Below are 21,622 nucleotides of genomic sequence, written 5' to 3' on the forward strand. Positions count from 1 at the left end.
AATAATTGCGAGGGTGGACCTCACCTCACTGCGCTCGCACAACGACCGGACGGTCCTGCGACTGGTCCGCTCCGGTGCGCTGAGCAGGGCTTCCATCGCGGCGGAGGCCGGGCTGACGCCGCAGGCCGTGTCGAAGATCGTGGCCAGGCTCATGGCCGCGGGCCTGGTCGAGGAGACCGGCGCGGTGCGGGACGGGGGCCGCGGCAAACCGCGGATGGCGCTGCAGCTCGCCCCGGGCGGTGCCTGCGCCTACGGGGCCTACGTCGACCGCGACGAGCTGCGCGTCGTCGAGCTCGACCTGACCGGGGAGGTGGTGTCGTCCACCGTCGTGCCGCTCGCGCCGATGTTCACCCCGGACGACGTGCTGGCCGAGCTGGAACCGCTGGTGCCGGCCGGGGAGAAGGTGCTCGGGCTCGGCATCGCGATCGCCGGCCCGCTCGACTTCCCCGCGGGCGTCGTGTCCCCGAACGGCCTGCCCGGCTGGAGCGCGGTGCCGTTGCGGGCGCTGGCGGAGGAACGGCTCGGGCTCCCGGTCGTGGTCGACAAGGACACCAACGCCGCCGTGCTCGCCGAGGCGTGGCGCCGCCCGCTGGAGGACGCCGCGCTGGTGTTCGTCGGTACGGGCCTGGGCGCCGGGCTGCTGCTCGGGGGAGAGGTCCACCGGGGAGTGCGGTCGGGCGCCGGGGAGTTCGGGCACATGACGATCCAGCTCGACGGCCCGCTGTGCGTGTGCGGACGGCGCGGGTGCGTCGAGGCGGTGCACGCGGCGGCCACCGGGGCGGAGGCGGCGCGGGTGCTGGCCGTCGCGGTGACGAACCTGGTGCAGCTGCTGGACGTCGGCCAGATCGTCCTCAGTGGACGGAAGGTGCTGGAGTCGCCGGAGCTGTACCTGCGGGCGATGCCGGACGTGCCCGTGAGCGTCACGTCGGCGGGGCCGGACCTGGTGCCGGTGGGCGCGGGGCTGCTGGTCCTGGGAGAGCTGTTCTAGCATCGGCGGTGTGGACGTCGAGCACGTCGTCGGTCTGCCCCACCCGCGGCTGAGACCGTTCGTGACGCGGTACTCCGGGTATCGGATGCGGACCGAGCCCGGCATCCACCGCGGCCTGCCGTCGCGGTCGCTCACGCTCGTCGTGACGCTGGACGGCACCGTCGACCTCGCCGATGGCCGGTTCGCCGCGCTGTGCGGCGGCCTGCACGACGAGGCCGTGATCATCACGCACGACGGGTTCCAGCACGGCGTCCAGTGCGACCTCACGCCACTGGGGATGCGCGCGTTCTTCGGCATGCCCGCCGGTCAGCTCTCCGGCGTGACGGTGGGGCTGGACGCGCTCGACGCGCCCGCCGGTGAGCTGCGGGAGCGGTTGCGGGAAGCCGCGACGTGGACCGACCGGTTCGCGTTGATGGACCTCGTGCTGGGCCGTCTGGTGCGGCCGGTCCGGCAGCAGGCCGAGGTGGCGTGGGCGTGGCAACGGCTCGCGGCCGGGGTGCCGGTGGGCGAGATCGCCGCCGAGGTCGGGTGGTCCCGCCAGCACCTGAGCGCGCGGTTCGCGGCGGAGTACGGGCTGACGCCGAAGGTCGCGGCCAGGGTGATGAGGTTCGAGCGGGCAAACCGGATGCTGCGCGGCGAGCGGCGCCCGGCGCTGACCGAGGTGGCCGCCGCGTGCGGCTACACCGACCAGGCGCACTTCAACCGCGACTGGCGCGCGCTGTGCGGGGCGACCCCGACCGAGTGGATGGCGGCCGAGCTTCCATTCGTACAAGGCGGCGCGGGCTCCTGAGGCGCAAGGTGGTCGCATGACTCCCGCACCCACCTGCTGGCCGACCCTGTCCTATCAGGACGCCCCGGCCGCGATCCGTTTCCTGGTCGAGGCCTTCGGCTTCTCCGAACACCTCGTCGTGCCCGGTGAGGCCGACGGCGAGGTCGTGCACTGCGAACTGGTCTGGCCGGAGGGCGGCGGCGTGATGCTGGGGTCCGTCGTCCGCTCCGTCGGCGAGGTCGAGGCGACCGGGGCCGGCGCCGGGTCCGTCTACGTGGTGACCGACCGGCCGGACGAGATCCACGCGCGGGCGCTGGCCCGGGGTGCCGTCGAGGTCCGCGGGCTGCGCGACGAGGACTACGGGTCGCGCGGCTTCACCGTCGCCGACCCGGAGGGCAACCGGTGGAGCTTCGGGACCTACCGCGGGGCATGACTTCGGCCGAACGGCGCCACCGCTTGGTCGCTTCGGCGTAACCGGGCGGTGACTCGTTCGTTGTGATCACCGGCGGCACCCGCCCGTCGAGCGCGAGACGGACTGGACGCGGCGTCTCGCGAACCGGGCGGGTGCCGTCATTTTCGGTGGCCGCCCGGTGCCGCCTGTGGTGCGATCCGTGGCCATGGGGACTTTCGAGGAACTGGTGGCCGAGGGGGCCGCGGTGCCGCTGGAGGGCTGGGACTTCTCCTGGTTCGAGGGCAGGGCCACCGAGGAACGCCCGCCGTGGGGCTACGCGTCGCTGATCGCGGGGAAGCTCGCGGCCGTGGAGTCCGCTCTGGACCTGCAGACCGGCGGCGGAGAGGTGACGGCGTCCGCGCCGGTCAAGCCGCCGCTGCTCGCGGTCACCGAGTCGTGGCCGCCCAACGCCGCCGTGGCGGTGCGGAACCTGCCGGACGCGCTCGTCGTGCGGGTGCCGGACGAGGGGCCGCTGCCGTTCCACGACTCGATGTTCGATCTGGTGATCAGCCGGCACCCCGTCGTGACGCCGTGGGACGAGGTCGCGCGGGTGCTCAAGCCCGGCGGGACCTACTTCTCGCAGCAGATCGGCGAGGGCACGAACCGAGAGCTGACGGAGTTCATGATGGGCCCGCAGCCGGTGGGCGGCGCGCGCAGCACGGAGCGGGCACGGGCGGAGGCCGAGGCGGCCGGGCTGGAGGTGCTGCGGCTCGAACCCGCGGCGCTGAAGGTGGCGTTCTTCGACGTCGGTGCCGTCGTGCACTTCCTGCGCAAGGTGTTGTGGACCGTGCCCGGCTTCACCGTCGAGCGGTACCGGGACCGGCTCCTGGACATGCACGAGCACATCCAGGAGCACGGTGAGTTCGTCTGCACCTCGACCAGGTTCCTGGTGGAGGCCGGGAAGCCGTGACGGTCAGTTGCGGTGGAGCCGCCGGGCCAGGATCACCTTGTACAGGTCGACGTCCTGCTGGGTGATCGTCTTCAGCCAGCCCTGCTTGCGCAGGTCCTGGACGTCGTCGACCAGCTGCGTCCCGATCCAGCCCGACTCGGCCGTGTACCGCTCCTGGACGGTGTGCCCGTCGGGACGCGTCCAAATCCTGGCGATCTCGCGCGCGTCCTCGACGGACTCCTTGTCCTCGGACAGCCAGGCGAAGTACTGGAAGCTCATCGGCGTCAACGCGGCTGACGTTCGCGGCGGATGGTGACGCGCTTGCCCTTGATCGTGGCGTCGCGCAGCTGCTCGATCACGTCGTTCGCGGCCGGACCGGGCACCTCCACCAGCGAGAACCGGTCGGCGATCTCGATCGCGCCGATGTCGCGGCCCTTCAGGCTCGTCTCACCGGTGATCGCGCCGACGATGTCCTGCGGGCGGATGCCGGACGACCGGCCCGCGCCCAGGAACAGCCTCGTCATGCCCTCGGACGGGCCGCGGCGCTCGCGACGGGGACCCGCCGGGGCACCGTCGCGGCGCGGACGGTCCTCGCGCGGGCGCACCTCCGGGATCTCCTCCTCGTCGGCGGCGGCACCGGAGGCCTCGTGGGCGAGCTTGACGGCGGCCAGCGCGATGTCCATGACGTCGAACTCGTCGGCCAGCGTCTCGACGACGACGCGGAACCGCGACAGGTCGTCCTCCATCAGCGACTCGTGCAGCGACGAGCGGGTCAGCTCCAGCTGCCGCGCGCGCAGGTCGGCGACGGTGGGGACCTTCTCCATCGGGATCTTGGTCTTGGTGACGCGCTCGATCGTCTTGAGCATCGAGTTCTCGCGCGGCTCGACCAGCGTGATCGCGACGCCCTCGCGGCCTGCGCGGCCGACGCGGCCGATGCGGTGCGTGTACGCCTCGGGGGCGGACGGCACGTTGTAGTTGACGACGTGCGTGAGCTGCTCGATGTCGAGACCGCGCGCGGCGACGTCGGTCGCCACCAGCAGGTCCGCCGTGCCGCCGCGCAGGCGGGACATCACGCGGTCGCGCTGCTCCTGGCTGATGCCGCCGTGCAGCGACTCGGCGCGGTAGCCGCGGCCGTTGAGCGTCTCGGTGAGCTGGTCGACCTCGTCGCGCGTGCGGCAGAAGACGACGGCGGCGGTCGGCGCCTCGACGTCGAGCACGCGGCCGAGCGCGGCCGGCTTGTGCTCGCGGCGCACCAGGTACGCGGTCTGCCGGACGCGCGGCGCCTCACCGGGCTCGGTCTTCTCGCGCTCGATCTGGATGAGCACGGGGGTGCGCAGGTGGCTCTTGGCCATGCGGTCGATGCGCGGCGGCATCGTGGCCGAGAACAGCACGGTCTGCCGTTCGGCCGGGGTCTCGGTGAGGATCGCGTCGATGTCCTCCGCGAAGCCCATGTCGAGCATCTCGTCGGCCTCGTCGAGCACGACGACCCTCAGGTCGCCGAGCTGCAACGTGCCGCGCTGGAGGTGGTCGATCGCGCGGCCCGGGGTGGCGACCACCACGTCGACGCCGCGGGACAGCTCGCGCAGCTGGCGCCCGATCGGCTGGCCGCCGTAGATCGGGAGCACCCGCGTGCCCATGTGCCGGCCGTAGCGGTGCACCGCCTCCGACACCTGCACCGCCAGTTCGCGGGTGGGGGCGAGCACGAGCGCGAGGGGCTTCTCGCCCTTGCCGATCCGGTCGGCGATGCGTTCGAGCAGCGGCAGGGCGAACGCCGCCGTCTTGCCCGTGCCCGTGGCGGCCTGCCCGAGCAGGTCGTTGCCCGCGAGCAGCGGCGGAATCGCTTCGCTCTGGATCGGCGTCGGCTCCTCGTAGCCCAGCGTGGTGAGTGCGTTGAGGATGTCGGGCCGCAGCCCCAGGTCGGCGAAACCGTTGTCGGCGGTGGTCATGGCGAACATCTTCCCCCACCGCCCGACATGCCACTCACCCAGACCACGTACACGGCCCTCTCGCGGGCGATCCGTGTCTATCGGGCGGACGGGTGAAAGCGCCGGACGTCGTGTAACGCGCCGTGAGATCGGGCCGGTCGTGCCGGGATGGTCCGAACAGCCGTGCTCGTTCTCACATTTCTGCTCCCCTCAACAGGTCCCGCGGCGGACCGGTTCGCGGAAACCGGTTTCCGCGACGCGTGGGCCACAGGCGGTCCGGATCTTCTTCGCTTTCGCCGCAACGTTTTCGCACCGAGCGGAACTTGGGCCGGCCGGGTGGAGAAGAGTCTCACGGCTGCCGCGGCGCCTCGACCGTCGTGAGCGCGTCGGCCTCCGCCAGGTAGAGGCGGCCGAGGTCGATGAGCAACGTGCCGAGCTCCCGGTAGTGCTCGGCGCGTTCCACATCGGGAACCAGGCCGCACGTGCGCAGCATGTTCCGCGCGAGCACCTCGCCGAACTGTGGATAAGTCTTCACCACCTCCCGCGAAAGTCGTTGCAGGGATATCCGGAGGAGGTCCTCCGTCAGGATTTCCGCGGCCACGGCAGAATCCCCTCTCTCTCGCGCCAGATGCCGTCGCAGTCCCGGCACGTCGGCCACACGTTCTTGTCCCGCCACAGGCTGACCTGCCGCGGGATGAAGGGATCACCGCACAGCGTCTCCACGAGCTGCTCCCCGGCCAGCTCGTCGGGGATGGCGTGACGCTGCCCCTCCTGGGGCGCCCATCGAAACTTCACGGTTTCCATTTTGTTGCTTGGAGCCCGGCCAATCCACCTCGGCCGGTGTTTCCGGGGCGATTCACCCGGAGTGATGCAGGAATGGCCGTTCAATGCGCGGCGCATTGTCGAGAGATTGCCGTGCGCGCGTTGTTAGATAACGGCCGTGTGTCTTTATCGGAGCGCGGAAATCGGTGAACAAGCCCGCTGGGGGAGCGGGTCGCCCGGTCGTTACCATCCGAACCATGACCATGCCCGCAGCGATCGATGCCGTCAGAGAAGCGTTCATCGGGCTCACCGCGGGCGAGTTCGACCTGCCGCCGCGCCACGCCTTCAGCGACAGCCGGTCCCTCGTGATGGCGGTGCACCACCGGCCCACGGGGTCGACGGCGGTCAAGGTGGTCAGCATCGAGGTCGAGCGGGACCCCGTCATCGCCGGCACGGTCGTCTTCTCGCACCCGGACGGGCAGTTCGTCACGGACGCGGTGCCGCTCACGACGCTGCGGACCGGTGCGGTGGTCGGGGTGGCGACGGACCTGCTGGCCGAGGAGGACGCCTCGCACCTCGCGCTGCTGGGGGCCGGGGCGCAGGCGGCGGACCAGGTGCGGGCAGTGCACTCGGTGCGGCCGTTGAAGAAGCTCGTCGTGTTCAACCGGAACGCGAAGAAGGCCGAGGCGTTGCTGGAGGGGCTCCGCGACGAGCTGCCGGACACGGTCATGGACGTGGCGGCCGGCGCCGAGGAGGCCGTGGAGAGCGCGGACGTCGTGTGTTGCGCGACGGCGTCCACGGTGCCGTTGTTCTCGTGCGCCGCGCTCAAGGAACGGGTGCACGTCAACGCGATCGGGTCGTACCGGCCGGTGATGCGGGAGCTGCCGCAGGAGCTGCTGGCGACCGCGGAGGTCGTGGTGGTGGACCAGGTCGAGGCCGCGCTCAGCGAGGCGGGGGAGATCATCCGGGCGGTGAACTCCGGCGTGCTGCGGCTGGAGGCGCTGGTCGAGCTCGGTGCGGCGCTGGGGAACCCGCCGCTGCGGCAGGGGCGCACGGTGTTCAAGTCGGTGGGCGTGGCGGTGCAGGACTGGGCGGTCGCACGGCTGCTGGCATGAGAAAACGCCGGCCACGATCCCCCGGAGGGGTTCGTGGCCGGCGTTCTCGTCAAGCGGGGTGAGGCAGGGACCTCAGACCCGCCACTTCTGGCTGGCGACGCCGAGGCATTGCCAGATGTGCGTCTTCGTGCCGTCCGCCGAGGAACCTCCCACGGTGTCCAGGCACTTGTTCGCCTGTGGGTTCACGATGTCCTGGGCCCCGCTCACGGCCCACTGCTGAGCAGCGGTCCCGTTGCAGTCCCAGAGCTGCACCACCGTGCCGTTCGCCGTGCCGCTTCCGCTGACGTCGAGGCACTTGCCCAGCGCGCGGATCGTGCCGTCACCGGGACGGCTCCACTTCTGGGCGGCGTTGCCGTTGCAGCCGACGACCTGGACCGGCGTGCCGTTGGCGGTGTTCGCCCACGCCACGTCGAGGCACTTGTCACCGACGCCGCGGATCTCCGAACCACCACCGCTCGGGGGAGGGGTGGTGCTGTCGTTGGAGACGCGCACCCAGTCGATCACGAGCTGCTGAGGGAACGTCGTGCTGGCGTTGGGGTATCCCGGCCACTCACCACCGACCGCGAGGTTGATGATGATGAAGAACGGCTTGTTGAACACCCACGGGTTGCCGTTGACGTCCGTCGGCGTGTTGCGGGCGTAGACGTTGCCGTCCACCGACCACGTGATCTCGCCCGGCTTCCAGTCAACCGCGAAGTTGTGGAACCCGTCCGAGAAGTTCGGGCCGTTGTAGGCGTGGGACTTGCCGCCGGAACCGGAGTAACCGGGACCGTGGATCGTGCCGTACACGGTGTTCGTCTGGTGTCCCAGGAACTCCATGATGTCGATCTCGCCGGAGCCCGGCCACGGGTTGCCGCTGTTGATGTCGGCACCCAGCATCCAGAACGCGGGCCAGATGCCCTGTCCGCGCGGCATCTTCATGCGCGCTTCGAACCGGCCGTAGGTCTGGGTGAACTTGCCCGCGGTGTTGATGCGGGCAGAGGTGTACTCACACCGGCCGTACCAGCAGTTGTAGTTGCCGGGGTTCTCGCGCTTGGCGGTGATGACCAGGTTGCCCTGGCCGTCGTGCACCGCGTTCGAGGTGCCCGCCTGGTACCACTGCGACTCTCGGTTGTTGCCGTTGTTGTTCCCGACTTCCATTTGCCACTTGCTGCCGTCGACACCGGTGCCGGCGGGAGCGTTGAACTCGTCGGCCCAGGTCACCGCCGCGTTGGCAGGGGGAGCTTGGCTGGTGGTGGCGACGGTGATCCCCGCAGCGACCATGAAGGCGGCGGCGAGGGCCGTCCCGATGCGTCGAAGCATCGAACCGACCTTTCCGGGTGTTTAGTTGTTGCGCCCAGTGGTTCAGAAGTGTTGCCACGCCGTGACCCACGGTCAACGTGTAAAGGTTTTCATCTTTTTGTCATATGAGAGCGCTCTCAAGCGATCTAGGTACTGACCAGCGAATTCAGCAGGAAGTAGCACGGTTTGCGGTCGAAAACGCCATAACACAGGTTCAGACCACTGTCGGCGCGCCGGGTTCGTGCAGGCCGTGGTGGCGGGCCGCCTTGACTCGGTGAGCTAATGACGTTAGCTTTTGAGCTATGGCTGTTCGCATACGTCTCACCACCGCCAAGGTCGTCGACGCGGCCCTCGAGCTGCTCGACGAGCACGGCGCGGAAGGGCTGACGCTCGCCGCCGTCGCGGCGCGCACCGGTGTCGCCACGCCGTCGCTCTACAAGCACGTCGCGAGCCTGGGCGAGCTGCGCGGGCACGTCGGCCTGCGGGTGCTGGAGCAGATGACCGACCGGTTCACCGACGCGATCCTCGGGCTGTCGGGCGACGAGGCGGTGCGGGCGCTGATGCACGCCTACCGGGCGTACGTCGCGCAGTACCCGAAGCGCTACTCGGTCGCGCCGATGGACCCGTTGCACGACGACCTCCAGCGCGCCGCCGGCGCGAAGCTCATGGAGGTCCTGTACGCGGCGTTGCGCGGCTACGGCCTGGAGGGCTCGGAGGCGGTGCATGCCACGCGACGACTCCGGGTGCTCGCGCACGGCTTCGCGTCGATCGAGTCCAGCGGCGGCTTCGGGCTGCCCGAGGGCCTCGACGAGACGTACGACCAGCTGATCCGGATGTATCTCGACGATCTCAGGGGGAAATCGTGAAGTGGACGCTCACCGCGGCCGGGGTGCTGTTCCTGCTCTACCCGGCGGTCAGACCGTGGGAGGACGAGACGACCGCGGCGGGCGCCGCCGCCGCGATGGGGTCGCAGGCGTGGGTGCTGTCGCACCTGTTCGCCATGATCGGCTTCATCCTCGTGCCGATCGCGCTGCTGGAGGTGCACCGCACCGCCGCGATCACGTTCTGGGTCGGCGCCGGCCTGACGCTGCCCTACTACGGCGCCGAGGACTTCGGGCTGCACGAGCTCGCCGCGCAGCCGAACCTGCTGGAACTGGCGGAGGCGGTGCGGTACACCCCGTTCGCCGTCACGACCTTCGGCGTCGGGCTGGTGACGATGGGCGTTGCCGCCGTCGTGGCCGCGCTGAAGCTGCGCACGCTGCCGTCGATCCTGTTCGCGGCCGGGTTCGCGTTGTTCCTGCCGCAGTTCTTCCTGCCGCCTGTCGCGCGGATCGCCCACGGCGTGCTGCTCGCCGTCGGCTGCGTGTGGCTGGCGTGGGAGTCAGCGCGCAGTGAGGCGGAAGACCCGCAGCTCGCGGCCGCCTGACTGTTCGACGTAGTCCTGGAAAGCGGGCCAGGCCGCCACCATCTTGCGCCAGGCGGCCTCCCGCTCGGCCCCTTCGAGCAGCGTCGCGCGCACGTCGCGGACGTCGCCCTTCACGTTCACCCGGATGTCCGGGTTCTTGAGGATGTTCGCGGTCCACGCGGGGTGGTGCGGCTTGCCCCAGTTGGACCCGACCACGAGCATCGACTCGCCGTCGGCCACGTACTGGACCTGGTTCTCCCGTCGCTCACCGGACCTCGCCCCGGTGGTGATCAGCGTCAGACCGGTCTGCCCGCTGAACCCCACGAGCCCGATCCTGCCGCCGGTCAGCTTGTACAACAGGCGGTCGGTGCCGATCACGGCCTTCTGCTGCCACGACATTCAGAGAGCTCCCGTCGACCTCGCCGCGTGGACGGCGGCGGTTCTGTTGTGCACCCCCAGCTTGCGCATCGCGCCGCGGAGGTAGGCCTTGACGGTTTCGGTGCTCAACCCGAGCTCGGCGGCGATCTCCCGGTTGGACGCACCGACCGCGGCCAGGCGGAGCGTATCGAGTTCCCGCGGCGTCAGTCCCGTGGGGACGGCGACCGGGACCTCGCCGCCGAGGTCCTGGTGCACCTTGCGCAGGCGTTCGCGCAGCACCGGGTCGCGGACGAGCTTCGCGACCTCCGAGAGCTCGCGGAGTGCGGCCTGCGTGTGAAGAGAAGGCATGTCCAGGTCCCCTGCCAAGCCCTGCGCGATGGCACCGGCCGTTCTGATGGCCCGGTCGCCGACGGTCGTCTGTCCGCGCACGGCTCCGTAGAGGACGCCGTGCACCGTGCCGCGCACCATCACCGGGTAGGCGAACACCGAGGTCAGGCGTTCGTCCACGACGACCATCCGGTCGAACTCGTGGGTGATCGCGCGGGTCGAGGCGTAGTCGTTGACGCGCACCGCCGTGCCCATCGCGACCGCCGTGCCGCCCAGCCCGCGGCCGGTGCCGACGCGCAGGCCGTGCAACGAGCTGCCGTGCGTGCCGAGGAAGCTGCTCAGCACCAGACCGCCGGGCGTGACGGCACCGCCGAACACGACGGGCAGCCCGGTCGCTCGGCGGAGCACGTCCAGGCGTTGCGGCAGCAGCGCGTGGAAACGTTCTGGCAACACGCCCGCAGTCTCACCCACGTCCGCACCCTCGAAAAGGGGTACACCCCCGGACGGGGGTATACCGGCGGCCCCGCCCTCCTCACCCTCGGGGAATGTCCAGTCACGACACCTACCGCGCGGCCCGCGACCTGATGCTCACCGATCCCGAGCAGTTCGCCTGGCCGGACTTCGAGGGCGACAGCTTCAACTGGGCGCACGACTGGTTCGACGTCATCGCGCGGGGCAACGACACGACGGCGCTGCACCTCGTCGAGGAAGACGGGTCGGAGCGCGCCTACACGTTCGACGAGATGCGCCGGCGGTCGAACCGCGTCGCGCACTGGCTCGCGTCGCACGGCGTCGGCAGGGGCGACAGCGTGATGATCATGCTCGGCAACCAGGTCGAGCTGTGGGAGTCGATGCTCGCCGTCATGAAGCTCGGCGCGGTGATCATGCCGACCACGACCGCGCTCGGCCGCGCCGACCTCGCGGACCGGCTGCACCGCGGCTCCGTGCGGCACGTCATCGCCCGCGCGCAGGACGCGGAGAAGTTCGACAGCGGCCCGGTGCTGGTCGCGGTCGGCGGCACCGCGGAGGGCTGGCTGGACTACACCGACACCGGACGGGCGTCGGACGACCCGTTGCCGCACCCGGAGACGAAGGCCGGCGACCGGCTGCTGCTGTACTTCACCTCCGGCACCACCAGCCGCCCGAAGCTGGTCGAGCACACCCAGGTCTCGTACCCGGTCGGCCACGTCACGACCATGCGCTGGATCGGCGTCCGGCCCGGCGACGTGCACCTCAACATCAGCTCGCCCGGCTGGGCCAAGCACGCCTGGAGCTGCTTCTTCGCGCCGTGGATCGCCGAAGCGACGATCTTCGTCTACAACTACGCGCGGTTCGACGCTGCCGCGTTGCTCGGCCAGATCCGCGACAAGGGCGTCACGACGTTCTGCGCGCCGCCGACCGTGTGGCGGATGCTGATCAAGGCCGACCTCAGCGGCGGGCCAGGGTCGTTGCGCGAGGTCGTGGCGGCCGGTGAGCCGCTCAACCCCGAGGTCGTCGACCAGGTCCGGCAGCAGTGGGGCCTCACGCTGCGGGACGGCTTCGGGCAGACCGAGACCACGCTGTCGGTCGGCAACGTGCCCGGCGCGCCGGTGAAGCTCGGCTCGATGGGAACGCCGCTGCCGGGCGTGCCGGTCGTGCTGGTCGACCCGCTCACCGGCGAGCTCGCCGAGGAGGGCGAGATCTGCGTCGACCTGGGGCAGCGGCCGATGTCGCTGATGGTCGGCTACTTCGGCGACGAGGAGCGCAACGCCGAGGCGATGGCCGGCGGCTACTACCACACCGGCGACATCGCGAGCCGCGACGAGGACGGCTACCTCTTCTACATCGGGCGGACCGACGACGTGTTCAAGGCGTCGGACTACAAGATCTCGCCGTTCGAGCTGGAGAGCGTCCTGATCGAGCACCCGGCGGTCACCGAGGCCGCGGTCGTGCCGTCACCGGACCCGCTGCGGCTCGCCGTGCCCAAGGCGTACGTGGCGCTCAGCGCCGGGTGGGAGCCGGACCGCGAGACGGCGTTGCGGATCCTGCGGCACGCCCGCGAGCACCTGGCGCCGTTCCAGCGCATCCGGCGCCTGGAGTTCTACGAGCTGCCCAAGACCGTGTCCGGCAAGATCCGCCGCGTCGACCTCCGCACCCGCGAGGAGGAAGGTGTCGAACGGCCACAGGAGTGGCGGGACGACCAGTTCCCGGAGCTGCGCGGCTAACGTGAGGTGCCGCCGTCGACGACGACAGGAGCACCTCCATGCAGCGCACGCTTTCCGGACGTCCCGCCGTGATCACCGGAGCCGCGTCGGGGATCGGCCGCAGCCTCGCGCGGCGGCTGTCCCGGCACGGTTCGCCGCTGGCCATCGCGGACGTCGACGAGGCGGGCCTGGCGGAGACGGCGGCGTCGCTGGAGGGCCCGGTGCTCAGCCGGGTCCTCGACGTGCGCGACGCCGACGACGTGCGGCGGTTCGCGCGGGAGACGCGGGACTGGCTCTCGCTGCCGCTGGCCGCGGTGTTCAACAACGCGGGCGTCGCCACGCACACGACCGTGCTGAAGTCCGTGCCGGAGGACGACTCCTGGCTGTTCGACATCAACTTCTGGGGCGTCGTCAACGGCACGCGGGCCTTCCTGCCGCAGCTGGTCGAGCGCAACTACGGCGTCGTCGTGAACACGTCCAGCGTCTACGGGCTGCTCGGGATGCCGAAGCAGAGCGCCTACTGCGCCTCGAAGTTCGCCGTCCGCGGCTTCACCGACTCGCTGCGCCAGGAGCTGCGCGGCACCGGCGTCTCGGCGGTGACCGTGCACCCCGGCGGCATCAAGACCAACATCGTCCGCAACGGCCGCATGCACGCCGAGCTCGACGAGCAGGGGCGCTCGCTGGAGCAGATCGCGGCGGACTTCGACAAGGTCGCGCTGACCACGCCGGACAGGGCGGCCGAGATCATCCACCGCGGCGTCGAACGCGGCAGGGCGCGGATCCTCGTCGGGCCGGACGCGCACGTGTTCGACGCCCTCGCCCGCATCGCCCCAACCCGCTACTTCAGCGTGATGGCGCGCCTGTTCGAGCAGTGAGGCATGATCCACGCCATGGCTTCCCCGGAGGTGGTGCGGCGGACCGAGCAGTGGTTCGTCCGGCAGGGCGCGCCCACCATGATCGAGGGCTACGGCTTCCGGTCGCACGTGCTGCCGCGGATGATGCCCGCGCTGGCGTTCGTCGCCGTCGGCAGCCTGGCGTGGCTGGTGCTCCAGCAGTCGTCGGGGCTGTCGCGGTGGGTGCTGCTCGGGCTGATCGTCGCGGTGATGGTGGCTGCGTGGGTCGTGCTGTCGTTGTTCGTGCGGCGGATGCCGAACTTCTCGCCGCGCACCACCTTCCTCGTGCTGGTCGCGTACGCGGCGATGCCGGTGATCACGCCGTCGGTGCAGTACGCCATCGACAGCAAGGTGACCGCGCCCGCCACGGAGGAACAGCCCGACTCCGTGTGGGGCGCGCTGGTGCTGTTCGTCATCTTCTTCGGGCTGGCCTTCTGGGCGACGATGCTGGCCACCACCTACGGGCTGGGGTCGTTGACCCGCGGCGCCATCCGGCACGTGATCGCGGACCTGCGCAACAGCATGCAGCTGCTCGGCAGGGCGTTGCCGCCGATGCTGTTCGTGACGCTGTTCCTGTTCTTCACCGGTGAGCTGTGGCAGGCGATGAACCAGCTGCGGTGGCCGCGGGTGAGCCTCGTCGTGCTGCTGTTCGCCTCGATCACCGTGCTGGCCGCGGCGGCGAGGCTGCGCGACGAGATCGGCCGGGTCGAGCAGGACCTGCGGCCCGAGATCCTCAAGGGCGCGTGCCAGGGCACTCCGCTGTCCGATGTGGACATCGCGGAGCCGTTGCCGCCCAAGCGGTTGAACGGCAGGCAGCTGCGCAACCTGCTCGTGATGCTGGCGATCCGGCAGCTCGTGCAGGCCGCGGTGGTCGGGCTCGCGCTGTTCGCGTTCTTCGTGCTGCTGGGGCTGATCGTCGTCACGCCCGCGATCGCCGAGCAGTGGATCGGGGCGCCGCCGGTGGAGTCGCTGATCCCCGGCGTGCCGTCGGCGATGCTGCGCAACGCCACGCTGTTCGCCGCGTTCGGCAGCATGTACTTCTCGGTGATCTCGATGAGCGACGCCGAGCACCGGCGCCAGTTCTTCGCGCCCGTGCTGGAGAAGGTCGAGCGGACGCTGGAAGTCCGTGCGGTGTACCTGAACGTCAAAGAGCAGGTTCAGGCCTGAGCAGGACGTCCCTGCTGGGCGGCGCGCCGAACCGGCGGCGGTACTCGCGGCTGAACTGCGACGGGCTGTCGTAGCCGACGCGGTGGCTGACGCTCGTGACGTCCCGCGTGGTCGCGAGCAGCAGACGGGCCTCCTGCAGGCGGATCTGCTTCTGGAACTGGATCGGGCTCATCGCCGTGACGGCCTGGAAGTGGCGGTAGAACGCCGACTCGCTCATGCCCGCGATCCGCGCGACGTCCTCCACCTTGAACGACTCGGCGAAGTTCTCCCGGATCCAGCTCACCGCCTTCGCGATGTGGCTGAGGCTGCTGTCCCGCACGCCGAGCTGGTGGACGACGGCGCCCTGGTCGCCGGTCATCACCCGCCAGAGGATCTCCTGCTTGACCAGCGGCGCCAGCGCGCGGGCGTCGCGCGGCCGGTCGAGCAGGCGGGCGAGCCGGGTGACGGCGTCGAGCAGCTCCGGCGTGGCGTCGCTGACGGCGAGGCCCCGCGGCGTGCCCGCGGGCTTCGGGAGGTCGTTGCCCAGCAGCAGTTCCGCGACCTGCTGCGGGCGCAGGACCAGGCCGAGGCCGAGCGCGGGCTCGGACGGGCTGATGTCCACGTAGTTGCCGGTGATCGGCATGTCGATCGACGCGACCAGGTACTGGCCGGCGCGGTAGTCGTGGACGCGGTCGCCCAGCGCGATGCGTTTGCGGCCCTGGGCGACGAACGCGAGGATCGTGCCGGTCATGGCCGGCGCCGGTGGACCGCCGACCGTCGTCCTGGAGACCAGGACGTCGGGGATGGCCGTGGTCAGGTCGGGGCGGGCGTGCTTGGCGATCAGCGCGCGTAGTTCGTCCACGCCGCCGATCGTTCCCGCCGGTGGGACGATCAGGCAAGCTCGCCCGCGAACGTGAGCGCGTCCGCCAGGGGTTTGCGGCGCAGGTCCGGCACCTCGCAGTCGTCGGCGGGATAGCCGACGGGGAAGAGGACGTACGGCCGTTCGCCGGGCCGTCCCAGCAGGTCTCCGAGGAACGTCATGGGGTTCGGCGTGTGCGTCAGCGTGGCCAGGCCCATCGAGTGCAGCGCCGCGATGAGGAAACCGCACGCGATGCCGACGCTCTCGTTGGTGTAGTAAGTCTTCTGGCCGTTCTGCTGCTTCTGGGCGAACGCGACCACCAGCCACGGCGCGGTCTCCAGGAACTCCTTGGTCGCGTCGGTCTCCAGCCGCGCCAGCGCCGTGTGCCAGTCCGGGATCTCCCGCTCGTGGTAGAAGCGGCGTTCCTCCTCCTCGGCCGCCGCGCGGATGCGGCGCTTGAGGTCGCGGTCCCGCGTCGCGACGAACCGCCAGGGCTGCTGGTGCGCGCCGCTCGGGGCGGTGTTCGCGGCCCGCACGGCCAGCTCGATCGCCTGTGCCGGAACGGGATCGGACGAGAACCAGCGCACGGACCGGCGTGCGTCCAGCAGCCGGTGGAACGCCCGGCCGCGGTCGAGCGACTCCTCGACCGGCAGGCGCGGCGGTGTGTACGGGACGAACGGGTGGCGGTGCGGTCGTGTCACGGTCCGGACGATGCCCGGTCCCGGCTTGTTGGACCAGCTCAACTTTCTCAAGCCAGTCATAAGCTCGGCTCGTGAACCTGCCCAACGTGACCGTGCGGCAACTGGAGTACCTGATCGCGGTGGCGGAGACCGGGTCGCTGACGACCGCCGCGGTCCGGTGCCACGTGTCGCAGTCGGCGATCTCGCTGGCGTTGACCGAGCTGGAACGCGCGCTGGACCTCCGGCTCGTCGTCAGGTCGCCGCGCAGGGGCGCCGCTCTGACGGCGGCGGGCGCACAGGTGCTCGCGGACGCCCGCCGGGTCGTCGGCGCGATGGGCGACCTCGGCGCGGAGGCGCGCGGGCTCAGCCTGCGGGTCGGCGGCGTGCTGACGGTCGGCTGCTACGCGCCGATCGCGCCGTTCCACCTGCCGGCGGCGATCGCGACGTTCGAGCAGGCGCACCCGGACGTGTCCGTCCGGTTCGTCGAGGGCAGCCTGCCCGAGATCGCGGGGGACCTCGTCGCCGGGCGGTGCGAGATCGCGTTCCTCTACGACCAGGACCTGCTGCCCGGCATCGAGACGCGGACGCTCCACGACCAGGCGCCCCGCGTGCTGCTGCCCGGCGGCCACCGGTTGCGCCGCCGTCGCGCCGTCGCGCTGGCGGAGCTCGCCGCCGACCCGTTCGTGCTGCTCGACGTGGCACCGAGCGAGCGCTACTTCCGGGCGGTGTTCGCCGCCGCCGGGGTGGAGATGGTCGTCGCGCACCGGGCGCGCAGCTTCGAGCTGGCGCGGTCGCTGGTGGCGCGGGGGATCGGCTACTCGATCACCGTCCAGCAACCCGCGCTGGGCCGGTCGTACGAGGGGCTGGAGGTGGTCACCGTGCCGTTGCGCGACGAGGTGCCCACCACTCCCGTCGTGCTGGGCTGGGCGAGCGGACCGCTGACGCGCCGCGCGCAGGCGTTCGCCGAGCACTGTGCCGCGCTGTTCGGTCCCGGTCAGGCGGTCTGACAGAACAAGACATTCCCTTTCCGTTCTCGCGGAAATGCGGTGGTCGCGCGGGAGCGCTCTCACGAATTCCTCCGGAATCATCGCCGCAGGACGCCCCGGAAACGAGGTTCCCGGTTCACGAGCCGGGCTTCTGGCGGTATGGTCCAGACCAGAAGGCCGTCCGTTCGATACGGTTGTGGTTGAGCTGAACGGGCTCTGTGCAGGGGCAACGCAGAACGGAAGGCGCACCGCGTATCAATTGGCGGTCCGGGATTTCCGGTGTGATCCGAGCAGGGAAAGGGCACCGTCGAAGTGACGCGCGACAACACGCTCGACGCCGTTCGCCGTGCGCGGATCGAATTGATCCGCGACGGGCGGTGGAAAGAGGCGGACCTGCTCGCCGGTGAGGCGGTGGCCCGCGCGGTCACCGCGTCACCGGTTCCCGGACCGGACCCGGCGGACCTCGCCTACGTGCCGGGGTGCCCCGAGGCCGGCTGGTCCGTTCCCGGCGTGCTCGTGTTCCGGGCCGTCCAGGCGGCGAACCGCGGCACCGGACGAACGGAGGCGGCCGGCACCGCGCGGCACGTGCTCACGTGGGCGGAGTCGCTCGACGCCAGTGCGTTCTGGCAGGCGGTGACGGTGCTGGTCCACGCCGACGAGATCGCCCTGGCGCACCGGCACTGGACGTGCTCGGCCCACAGGTACGGCAGGGACGTCCACGACCTGCTCGGCGGGCGGATCCTGGTGCGCCGCGGCGACGCGCGCGCGGCGGTGCGCTTGCTGGACGGCGCACTCGGCCGGGGCGTTCGCCCGCGCCTGCGGGTCGTCGCCGCGGCGTGGCTGGCCCTGGCGCTCGTCGAGACCGGCGACCTGGCCAGGGCGCAGGCGGTGCTGGAGACCGAGCGTGCGACGGCGGAGCACCCGGACGCGGCGGAACTGCACTTCGCGCGGGGCCGGGTCCTGCTGGCCGGGGGACGGGACGCCGCGGCGCTGGAGGAGTTCCTCGACTGCGGGCGGCGCGCCGACCGGTTCGGTGTCGTCAACCCGGCGGTGCTGCCGTGGCGGTCGTCGGCGGCACTGGCGGCCGTCGGCGCGGGAGACCTCGTGCTGGCGCGGGTCTGCGCGGACAAGGACCTGGTCGCGGCACGGCGCTGGGGTGGACCGAGGGCGCTCGGGCTCGCCCTGCACGCCTCGGCGCTGGCACGCGGCGGTGACGACGTCCTGCTCGAGGAGGCGGTCACCTGCCTCGGGCGGGCCTCGGCCGGCGGCGAGGCGCTGCGGGCGCGCCACGACCTGGCGCAGCTCCTGCTTTCGCGAGGTGAGGTCGAACGGGCCCGCGGACACGTCCGTTGCCTGCGCGAGGAAGCTCTTTGTCCACAGTGGACCCGGATGGCGGACGAGCTGGCGCACCGGTTGCTGCGCAACGACGGCGAGTCGGCTCTCAGCGGTCAGCAGCGCAGGATCGCGGTGCTGGCCAGGGCGGGGAAGTCGAACCGGGAGATCGCCGCCGAGCTCGGGCTCACGTCGCGGACCGTCGAGTTCCACCTCACCACCGTCTACCGCAAGATGGGGGTGCGGGGGAGGCCGGGCCTGCGCCGGGCGTTCGTCCCCACGGCGTGAACGAGCTGTCCGAGCGCCGGCCCGGCGGTCCTGGCCACGAGTGCCCGGCGGCGGTCGCGGCGGGGCTGCTCGTCGCGGGGGAGAACTGGACCGGCGCCGTCGAAGCGGCCGAACGGGCCCTGGCGGCCGCTCTGTGCCGGAAGAACGCGCTGTGCGTGTCGCGTGCGCTGGCGACGCTCGTCTGCGCCGGTGAACTGGTCGCCGCGGACGCGCACAGCCTCGCCCTGCTCGAGGAGAGCACCGGCGAGGTGGCGGAGCGGGCGGCCCTCGCCCGCGCGGCCGTCGCCCGCCGCACCGGCGACCTGGCGAGGTGCTCCGCGCTGCTCACCGGACTGCGGCACGACGGCAGCACGGACGGGATCCGCCCGGTCGTGCTGCTCTGGACCGTCGAGGACCTCGTCACCCGAGGAGATCTCCACGCCGCGCAGGCCCTGCTGCCGGTCCACGACGGCGGGCACCCGCTGCTGGTCGCTGCTGAGGCGGTGCTGGCGATGGCGTCGGGACGCCCGCACGACGCCCTGACCGGTCACCTGGCGTGCGGGCGGGCGTTGACCGCGGCCGGTGTCGTGAACCCCGCGGTCCTGCCGTGGCGTTCCCGGGCGTCCCGCGCCGCGCTGGCCTGCGGTGACCGCGACCGAGCCGCACGGCTGGCGGCGGAGGAGCACGCGGCCGCGGCCCGGTGGGGCGAACCGGGGGTGTTGGGGGTGAGCCTGTCGGCGGTCGCGGGAGCGAGTCCGCCCGGCGGCGACGACCTCGCCGCCTGCGACCGCGCGATCCGCCTGCTGGAGATGGCGCACGCCAGGGTGGAGCTCGCGGAGGTCCTGTGCGACTACGGGGACCGCCTCACCGCGCACGGCAAGCAGGTGGCGGCACACGAGATCTACACGCGCGCACGTGCCACGGCCGTCGACGTCGGTGCCACGGCTCTCGTGCGCCGCGCGGACGAGGCGATCGGCGGTGTCGCCGCGTCCCGTGCGCCGGCGCTCACCCCGGCCGAGGCCGAGGTGGCCGAGCTCGTGCGGACCGGGCTGGGGAACAGGGAGATCGCGGCCCGGCTCGCGATGGCGACGCGGACCGTCGAGCTCCACCTGACCAGGGTCTACCGCAAGCTCGGGCTGGCCGGCCGGCGGGAGCTCCAGGTCACGAGGTGGTTCCCGGTCCGGGACGACCCCCGCTGAAACTTTGCGGTCTCACCGTGAAGCGCCGGCCGACTCCGCCGCGTGACCGTGGGAGCGGCTCCGGTGCGCCCGCACCGGTCTCGCAGGAGGGAGCCCGCACACATGGCCGCAAGATCACGTCGTTGGGTCACCGCTCTGTTCGCGCTCGTGTTCGCCCTCGCCGGCGTCACCGCACCGGTGGCGACCGCGGCGATCGACCACAAGGTCACCTTCGTCAACCGGACCGGCCAGACGATCTGGGTCGGCGCCACCGTCAACGCGGACGGCTCGCGCGCCCTGACCGGCCTGCCCACGATCGCGAACGGCCAGTCCGCGACCATCACCATCCCCGAGACGGCCTCGCCGGGCCACTGGCGCGGCAAGTTCTTCGCCAGGACGGGCTGCACGGGCACGTCCGGCCAGAACTTCCGCTGCGCCGTGGGCGACTGCGGCGTCTACGCCGACCGGTGCGTCCTCGGCGACCAGCCCGCCAGCCTCGCCGAGTTCAACTTCGACTCCCGCGACGGCCTCGCACCCTGGTACAACGTCAGCTACGTCAACGCGTTCTCCGTGCCGGTGATGATCAGCCCGGTCAACGCCGTGGTGCCACCGGGTTCCACGTCGTGCGGCACCGCCGGGTGCACCGAGAATCTGCTGCCGCTCTGCAACCCCGCCTACGTCAAGTACGGGGCCAACGGGCAGCGCGTCAACTGCGTCAACCCCAACCGCGACGCGCAGACGGACTACAGCAACACCATCAAGTCCCGGTGCCCCAAGGCCTACGCGTGGTCCAAGCAGGACACCGAGCCCGGCAACCAGACCGTGTTCCAGTGCGGCAACTGCACGGGCTTCACCGTCACGTTCAGCTCCGTCGCCTGAGAAAGGAAAACCGTGAAGCGCACAGCCAGAGCGCTCGGCGCCCTCGCGTCGGCCGCGGCGATCTCGGTGGTCTTCTCCGGCACCGCCTCCGCCGTCAGCGGCACCGCCAGCTACTACAACGACGCCGGCTACGGCGCGTGCGGCACGCAGATCAACGCGGCGACGCAGCTGCTCGTCGCGGCCCCCGCCGGCCTGTGGACGACACCCAACCCGAACAACGACCCCTTGTGCCGCAAGTCGATCCGGGTCACCCACAACGGCCGCACCATCACCGTTCCGATCAAGGACAAGTGTCCCAGCTGCCCGACCGACAAGATCGACCTCAGTCAGCCCGCGTTCGCGCAGCTGGCGAACACCTCGGTCGGGATCATCACCGTGACCTGGGAGATCGTCTGATCCCCGCGTCGCAGAAACCCCTGCACAGGAGCACAACGATGATCGCGTCACGCATTTCCCTGCTCACCGCGGTGACCCTGACCGCCGCCGCCGTTCTCGCACCCCCTGCCACGGCGGCCACGGTCCAGGAGGACGTCATCGCCCGCACGAACGCCGAACGGGCCAAGGCGGGCTGTCCCGCCCTGCGCCAGGACCCGGCGCTCGGCACGGCCGCGCAACGCCACTCGGAGGACATGACCGCGCGCAACTTCTTCAGCCACAACGGTTCCGACGGCAGCACCTTCGTCGTCCGGATGGAACGGGCGGGCTACACCCGCTGGACCAGGGCCGCCGAGAACATCGCGGCGGGCCAGCAGACCGCCGCCGACGTCGTGCGCACGTGGATGAACAGCGCGGGCCACCGCGCCAACATCCTCAACTGCGCCCTGCGCGACATCGGCGTCGGCTACCACTACCGGCAGGGCACCACCTACGGCCACTACTGGACGCAGGACTTCGGAACGCGCTGACCCGGTGCCGCGACGTGCCTGACA

The 21,622-nt window shown here is 71.2% G+C and carries 25 protein-coding genes; 16 read left to right on the top strand and 9 right to left on the bottom strand.

What is annotated here, in order from left to right:
* Positions 1-13: 13 nt before the first annotated feature.
* The 4 genes from VF330_RS33940 to VF330_RS33955 all read left to right on the top strand — a co-directional run bounded on the left by VF330_RS33940 (position 14) and on the right by VF330_RS33955 (position 3,118).
* The gene (locus tag VF330_RS33940; RefSeq protein ID WP_330855806.1) at positions 14-988 is read left to right on the top strand and encodes an ROK family transcriptional regulator; all 975 of its coding nucleotides are present in this window, start codon (positions 14-16) and stop codon (positions 986-988) included.
* A gap of 10 nt (positions 989-998) precedes the next feature.
* A complete protein-coding gene (locus VF330_RS33945) occupies positions 999-1,778 on the top strand; it encodes an AraC family transcriptional regulator (protein ID WP_330855807.1) in 780 nt (259 codons plus the stop codon).
* Between the two features lie 16 nt (positions 1,779-1,794).
* Entirely contained in the window at positions 1,795-2,190 is a 396-nt protein-coding gene (locus tag VF330_RS33950; protein WP_330855808.1) for a VOC family protein, read from the top strand.
* A 184-nt stretch (positions 2,191-2,374) separates the two neighbouring features.
* Positions 2,375-3,118, top strand: a complete 744-nt coding sequence (locus tag VF330_RS33955) for a methyltransferase domain-containing protein (RefSeq protein ID WP_330855858.1) — start codon at positions 2,375-2,377, stop codon at positions 3,116-3,118.
* Positions 3,119-3,121: 3 nt separating this feature from the next.
* On the opposite strand, the gene VF330_RS33960 is transcribed toward VF330_RS33955, so the two are convergent.
* From VF330_RS33960 to VF330_RS33975, 4 genes are all read right to left on the bottom strand, one after another.
* On the bottom strand, positions 3,122-3,376 hold the full coding sequence (locus tag VF330_RS33960; RefSeq protein ID WP_330855809.1) for a hypothetical protein: 255 nt from the start codon (positions 3,374-3,376) through the stop codon (positions 3,122-3,124).
* A 5-nt stretch (positions 3,377-3,381) separates the two neighbouring features.
* Positions 3,382-5,043, bottom strand: coding sequence for a DEAD/DEAH box helicase (locus VF330_RS33965; protein ID WP_330855810.1), 1,662 nt, complete (start codon positions 5,041-5,043; stop codon positions 3,382-3,384).
* A gap of 328 nt (positions 5,044-5,371) precedes the next feature.
* The gene (locus VF330_RS33970) at positions 5,372-5,557 is read right to left on the bottom strand and encodes a hypothetical protein (RefSeq protein ID WP_330855811.1); all 186 of its coding nucleotides are present in this window, start codon (positions 5,555-5,557) and stop codon (positions 5,372-5,374) included.
* Positions 5,558-5,604: 47 nt separating this feature from the next.
* Positions 5,605-5,817 carry a zinc finger protein gene (locus tag VF330_RS33975; RefSeq protein ID WP_330855812.1) on the bottom strand — a complete coding sequence of 71 codons (213 nt, stop codon included), beginning with the start codon at positions 5,815-5,817 and terminating at the stop codon, positions 5,605-5,607.
* A 224-nt stretch (positions 5,818-6,041) separates the two neighbouring features.
* Between VF330_RS33975 and VF330_RS33980 the strand changes: the two genes are divergently transcribed.
* Positions 6,042-6,899: an ornithine cyclodeaminase family protein gene (locus VF330_RS33980; protein WP_330855813.1), complete on the top strand. Its 858-nt coding sequence runs from the start codon at positions 6,042-6,044 to the stop codon at positions 6,897-6,899.
* Positions 6,900-6,971: 72 nt separating this feature from the next.
* Here VF330_RS33980 and VF330_RS33985 read toward each other — a convergent pair whose 3' ends face one another.
* A complete protein-coding gene (locus tag VF330_RS33985) occupies positions 6,972-8,201 on the bottom strand; it encodes a family 16 glycosylhydrolase (RefSeq protein WP_414675521.1) in 1,230 nt (409 codons plus the stop codon).
* 281 nt (positions 8,202-8,482) lie between these two features.
* Between VF330_RS33985 and VF330_RS33990 the strand changes: the two genes are divergently transcribed.
* Both VF330_RS33990 and VF330_RS33995 read left to right on the top strand, forming a co-directional pair.
* Positions 8,483-9,046, top strand: a complete 564-nt coding sequence (locus tag VF330_RS33990; RefSeq protein ID WP_330855814.1) for a TetR/AcrR family transcriptional regulator — start codon at positions 8,483-8,485, stop codon at positions 9,044-9,046.
* A complete protein-coding gene (locus VF330_RS33995; protein ID WP_330855815.1) occupies positions 9,043-9,606 on the top strand; it encodes a hypothetical protein in 564 nt (187 codons plus the stop codon). Before VF330_RS33990 ends, VF330_RS33995 begins: the two co-directional genes overlap by 4 nt.
* Here VF330_RS33995 and VF330_RS34000 read toward each other — a convergent pair.
* A complete protein-coding gene (locus tag VF330_RS34000; RefSeq protein ID WP_330855816.1) occupies positions 9,562-9,984 on the bottom strand; it encodes a nitroreductase family deazaflavin-dependent oxidoreductase in 423 nt (140 codons plus the stop codon). The genes VF330_RS33995 and VF330_RS34000 overlap by 45 nt on opposite strands.
* Positions 9,985-10,743: a helix-turn-helix transcriptional regulator gene (locus VF330_RS34005; RefSeq protein WP_330855817.1), complete on the bottom strand. Its 759-nt coding sequence runs from the start codon at positions 10,741-10,743 to the stop codon at positions 9,985-9,987.
* A 92-nt stretch (positions 10,744-10,835) separates the two neighbouring features.
* Between VF330_RS34005 and VF330_RS34010 the strand changes: the two genes are divergently transcribed.
* From VF330_RS34010 to VF330_RS34020, 3 genes are read left to right on the top strand one after another with little or no spacing between them, the layout of a single operon-like run.
* Positions 10,836-12,494 carry an AMP-binding protein gene (locus VF330_RS34010; RefSeq protein WP_330855818.1) on the top strand — a complete coding sequence of 553 codons (1,659 nt, stop codon included), beginning with the start codon at positions 10,836-10,838 and terminating at the stop codon, positions 12,492-12,494.
* Between the two features lie 38 nt (positions 12,495-12,532).
* A complete protein-coding gene (locus VF330_RS34015; protein ID WP_330855819.1) occupies positions 12,533-13,348 on the top strand; it encodes an SDR family oxidoreductase in 816 nt (271 codons plus the stop codon).
* Between the two features lie 15 nt (positions 13,349-13,363).
* On the top strand, positions 13,364-14,533 hold the full coding sequence (locus tag VF330_RS34020; protein ID WP_330855820.1) for a hypothetical protein: 1,170 nt from the start codon (positions 13,364-13,366) through the stop codon (positions 14,531-14,533).
* Here VF330_RS34020 and VF330_RS34025 read toward each other — a convergent pair.
* Positions 14,511-15,374 carry an AraC family transcriptional regulator gene (locus tag VF330_RS34025; protein WP_330855821.1) on the bottom strand — a complete coding sequence of 288 codons (864 nt, stop codon included), beginning with the start codon at positions 15,372-15,374 and terminating at the stop codon, positions 14,511-14,513. The two genes, VF330_RS34020 and VF330_RS34025, sit on opposite strands and share 23 nt — an antisense overlap.
* Positions 15,375-15,403: 29 nt before the next feature.
* The gene (locus tag VF330_RS34030; protein ID WP_330855822.1) at positions 15,404-16,072 is read right to left on the bottom strand and encodes a nitroreductase family protein; all 669 of its coding nucleotides are present in this window, start codon (positions 16,070-16,072) and stop codon (positions 15,404-15,406) included.
* 71 nt (positions 16,073-16,143) lie between these two features.
* Here VF330_RS34030 and VF330_RS34035 point away from each other — a divergent pair, with 71 nt between their 5' ends.
* From VF330_RS34035 to VF330_RS34060, 6 genes are all read left to right on the top strand, one after another.
* On the top strand, positions 16,144-17,058 hold the full coding sequence (locus tag VF330_RS34035; RefSeq protein WP_330855823.1) for a LysR family transcriptional regulator: 915 nt from the start codon (positions 16,144-16,146) through the stop codon (positions 17,056-17,058).
* Between the two features lie 291 nt (positions 17,059-17,349).
* Positions 17,350-18,657, top strand: coding sequence for a LuxR C-terminal-related transcriptional regulator (locus tag VF330_RS34040; protein ID WP_330855824.1), 1,308 nt, complete (start codon positions 17,350-17,352; stop codon positions 18,655-18,657).
* Entirely contained in the window at positions 18,654-19,835 is a 1,182-nt protein-coding gene (locus VF330_RS34045; protein WP_330855826.1) for a helix-turn-helix transcriptional regulator, read from the top strand. Before VF330_RS34040 ends, VF330_RS34045 begins: the two co-directional genes overlap by 4 nt.
* 102 nt (positions 19,836-19,937) lie before the next feature.
* Positions 19,938-20,693: a thaumatin family protein gene (locus tag VF330_RS34050; protein ID WP_330855827.1), complete on the top strand. Its 756-nt coding sequence runs from the start codon at positions 19,938-19,940 to the stop codon at positions 20,691-20,693.
* Positions 20,694-20,705: 12 nt separating this feature from the next.
* The gene (locus tag VF330_RS34055; protein ID WP_330855828.1) at positions 20,706-21,089 is read left to right on the top strand and encodes a cysteine/serine endopeptidase inhibitor; all 384 of its coding nucleotides are present in this window, start codon (positions 20,706-20,708) and stop codon (positions 21,087-21,089) included.
* A gap of 38 nt (positions 21,090-21,127) precedes the next feature.
* Entirely contained in the window at positions 21,128-21,598 is a 471-nt protein-coding gene (locus VF330_RS34060) for a CAP domain-containing protein (protein ID WP_330855829.1), read from the top strand.
* The last annotated feature ends 24 nt before the right edge of the window (positions 21,599-21,622 follow it).

The sequence above is a fragment of the Lentzea sp. genome, from assembly GCF_036380075.1.
GTDB lineage: Bacteria > Actinomycetota > Actinomycetes > Mycobacteriales > Pseudonocardiaceae > Lentzea.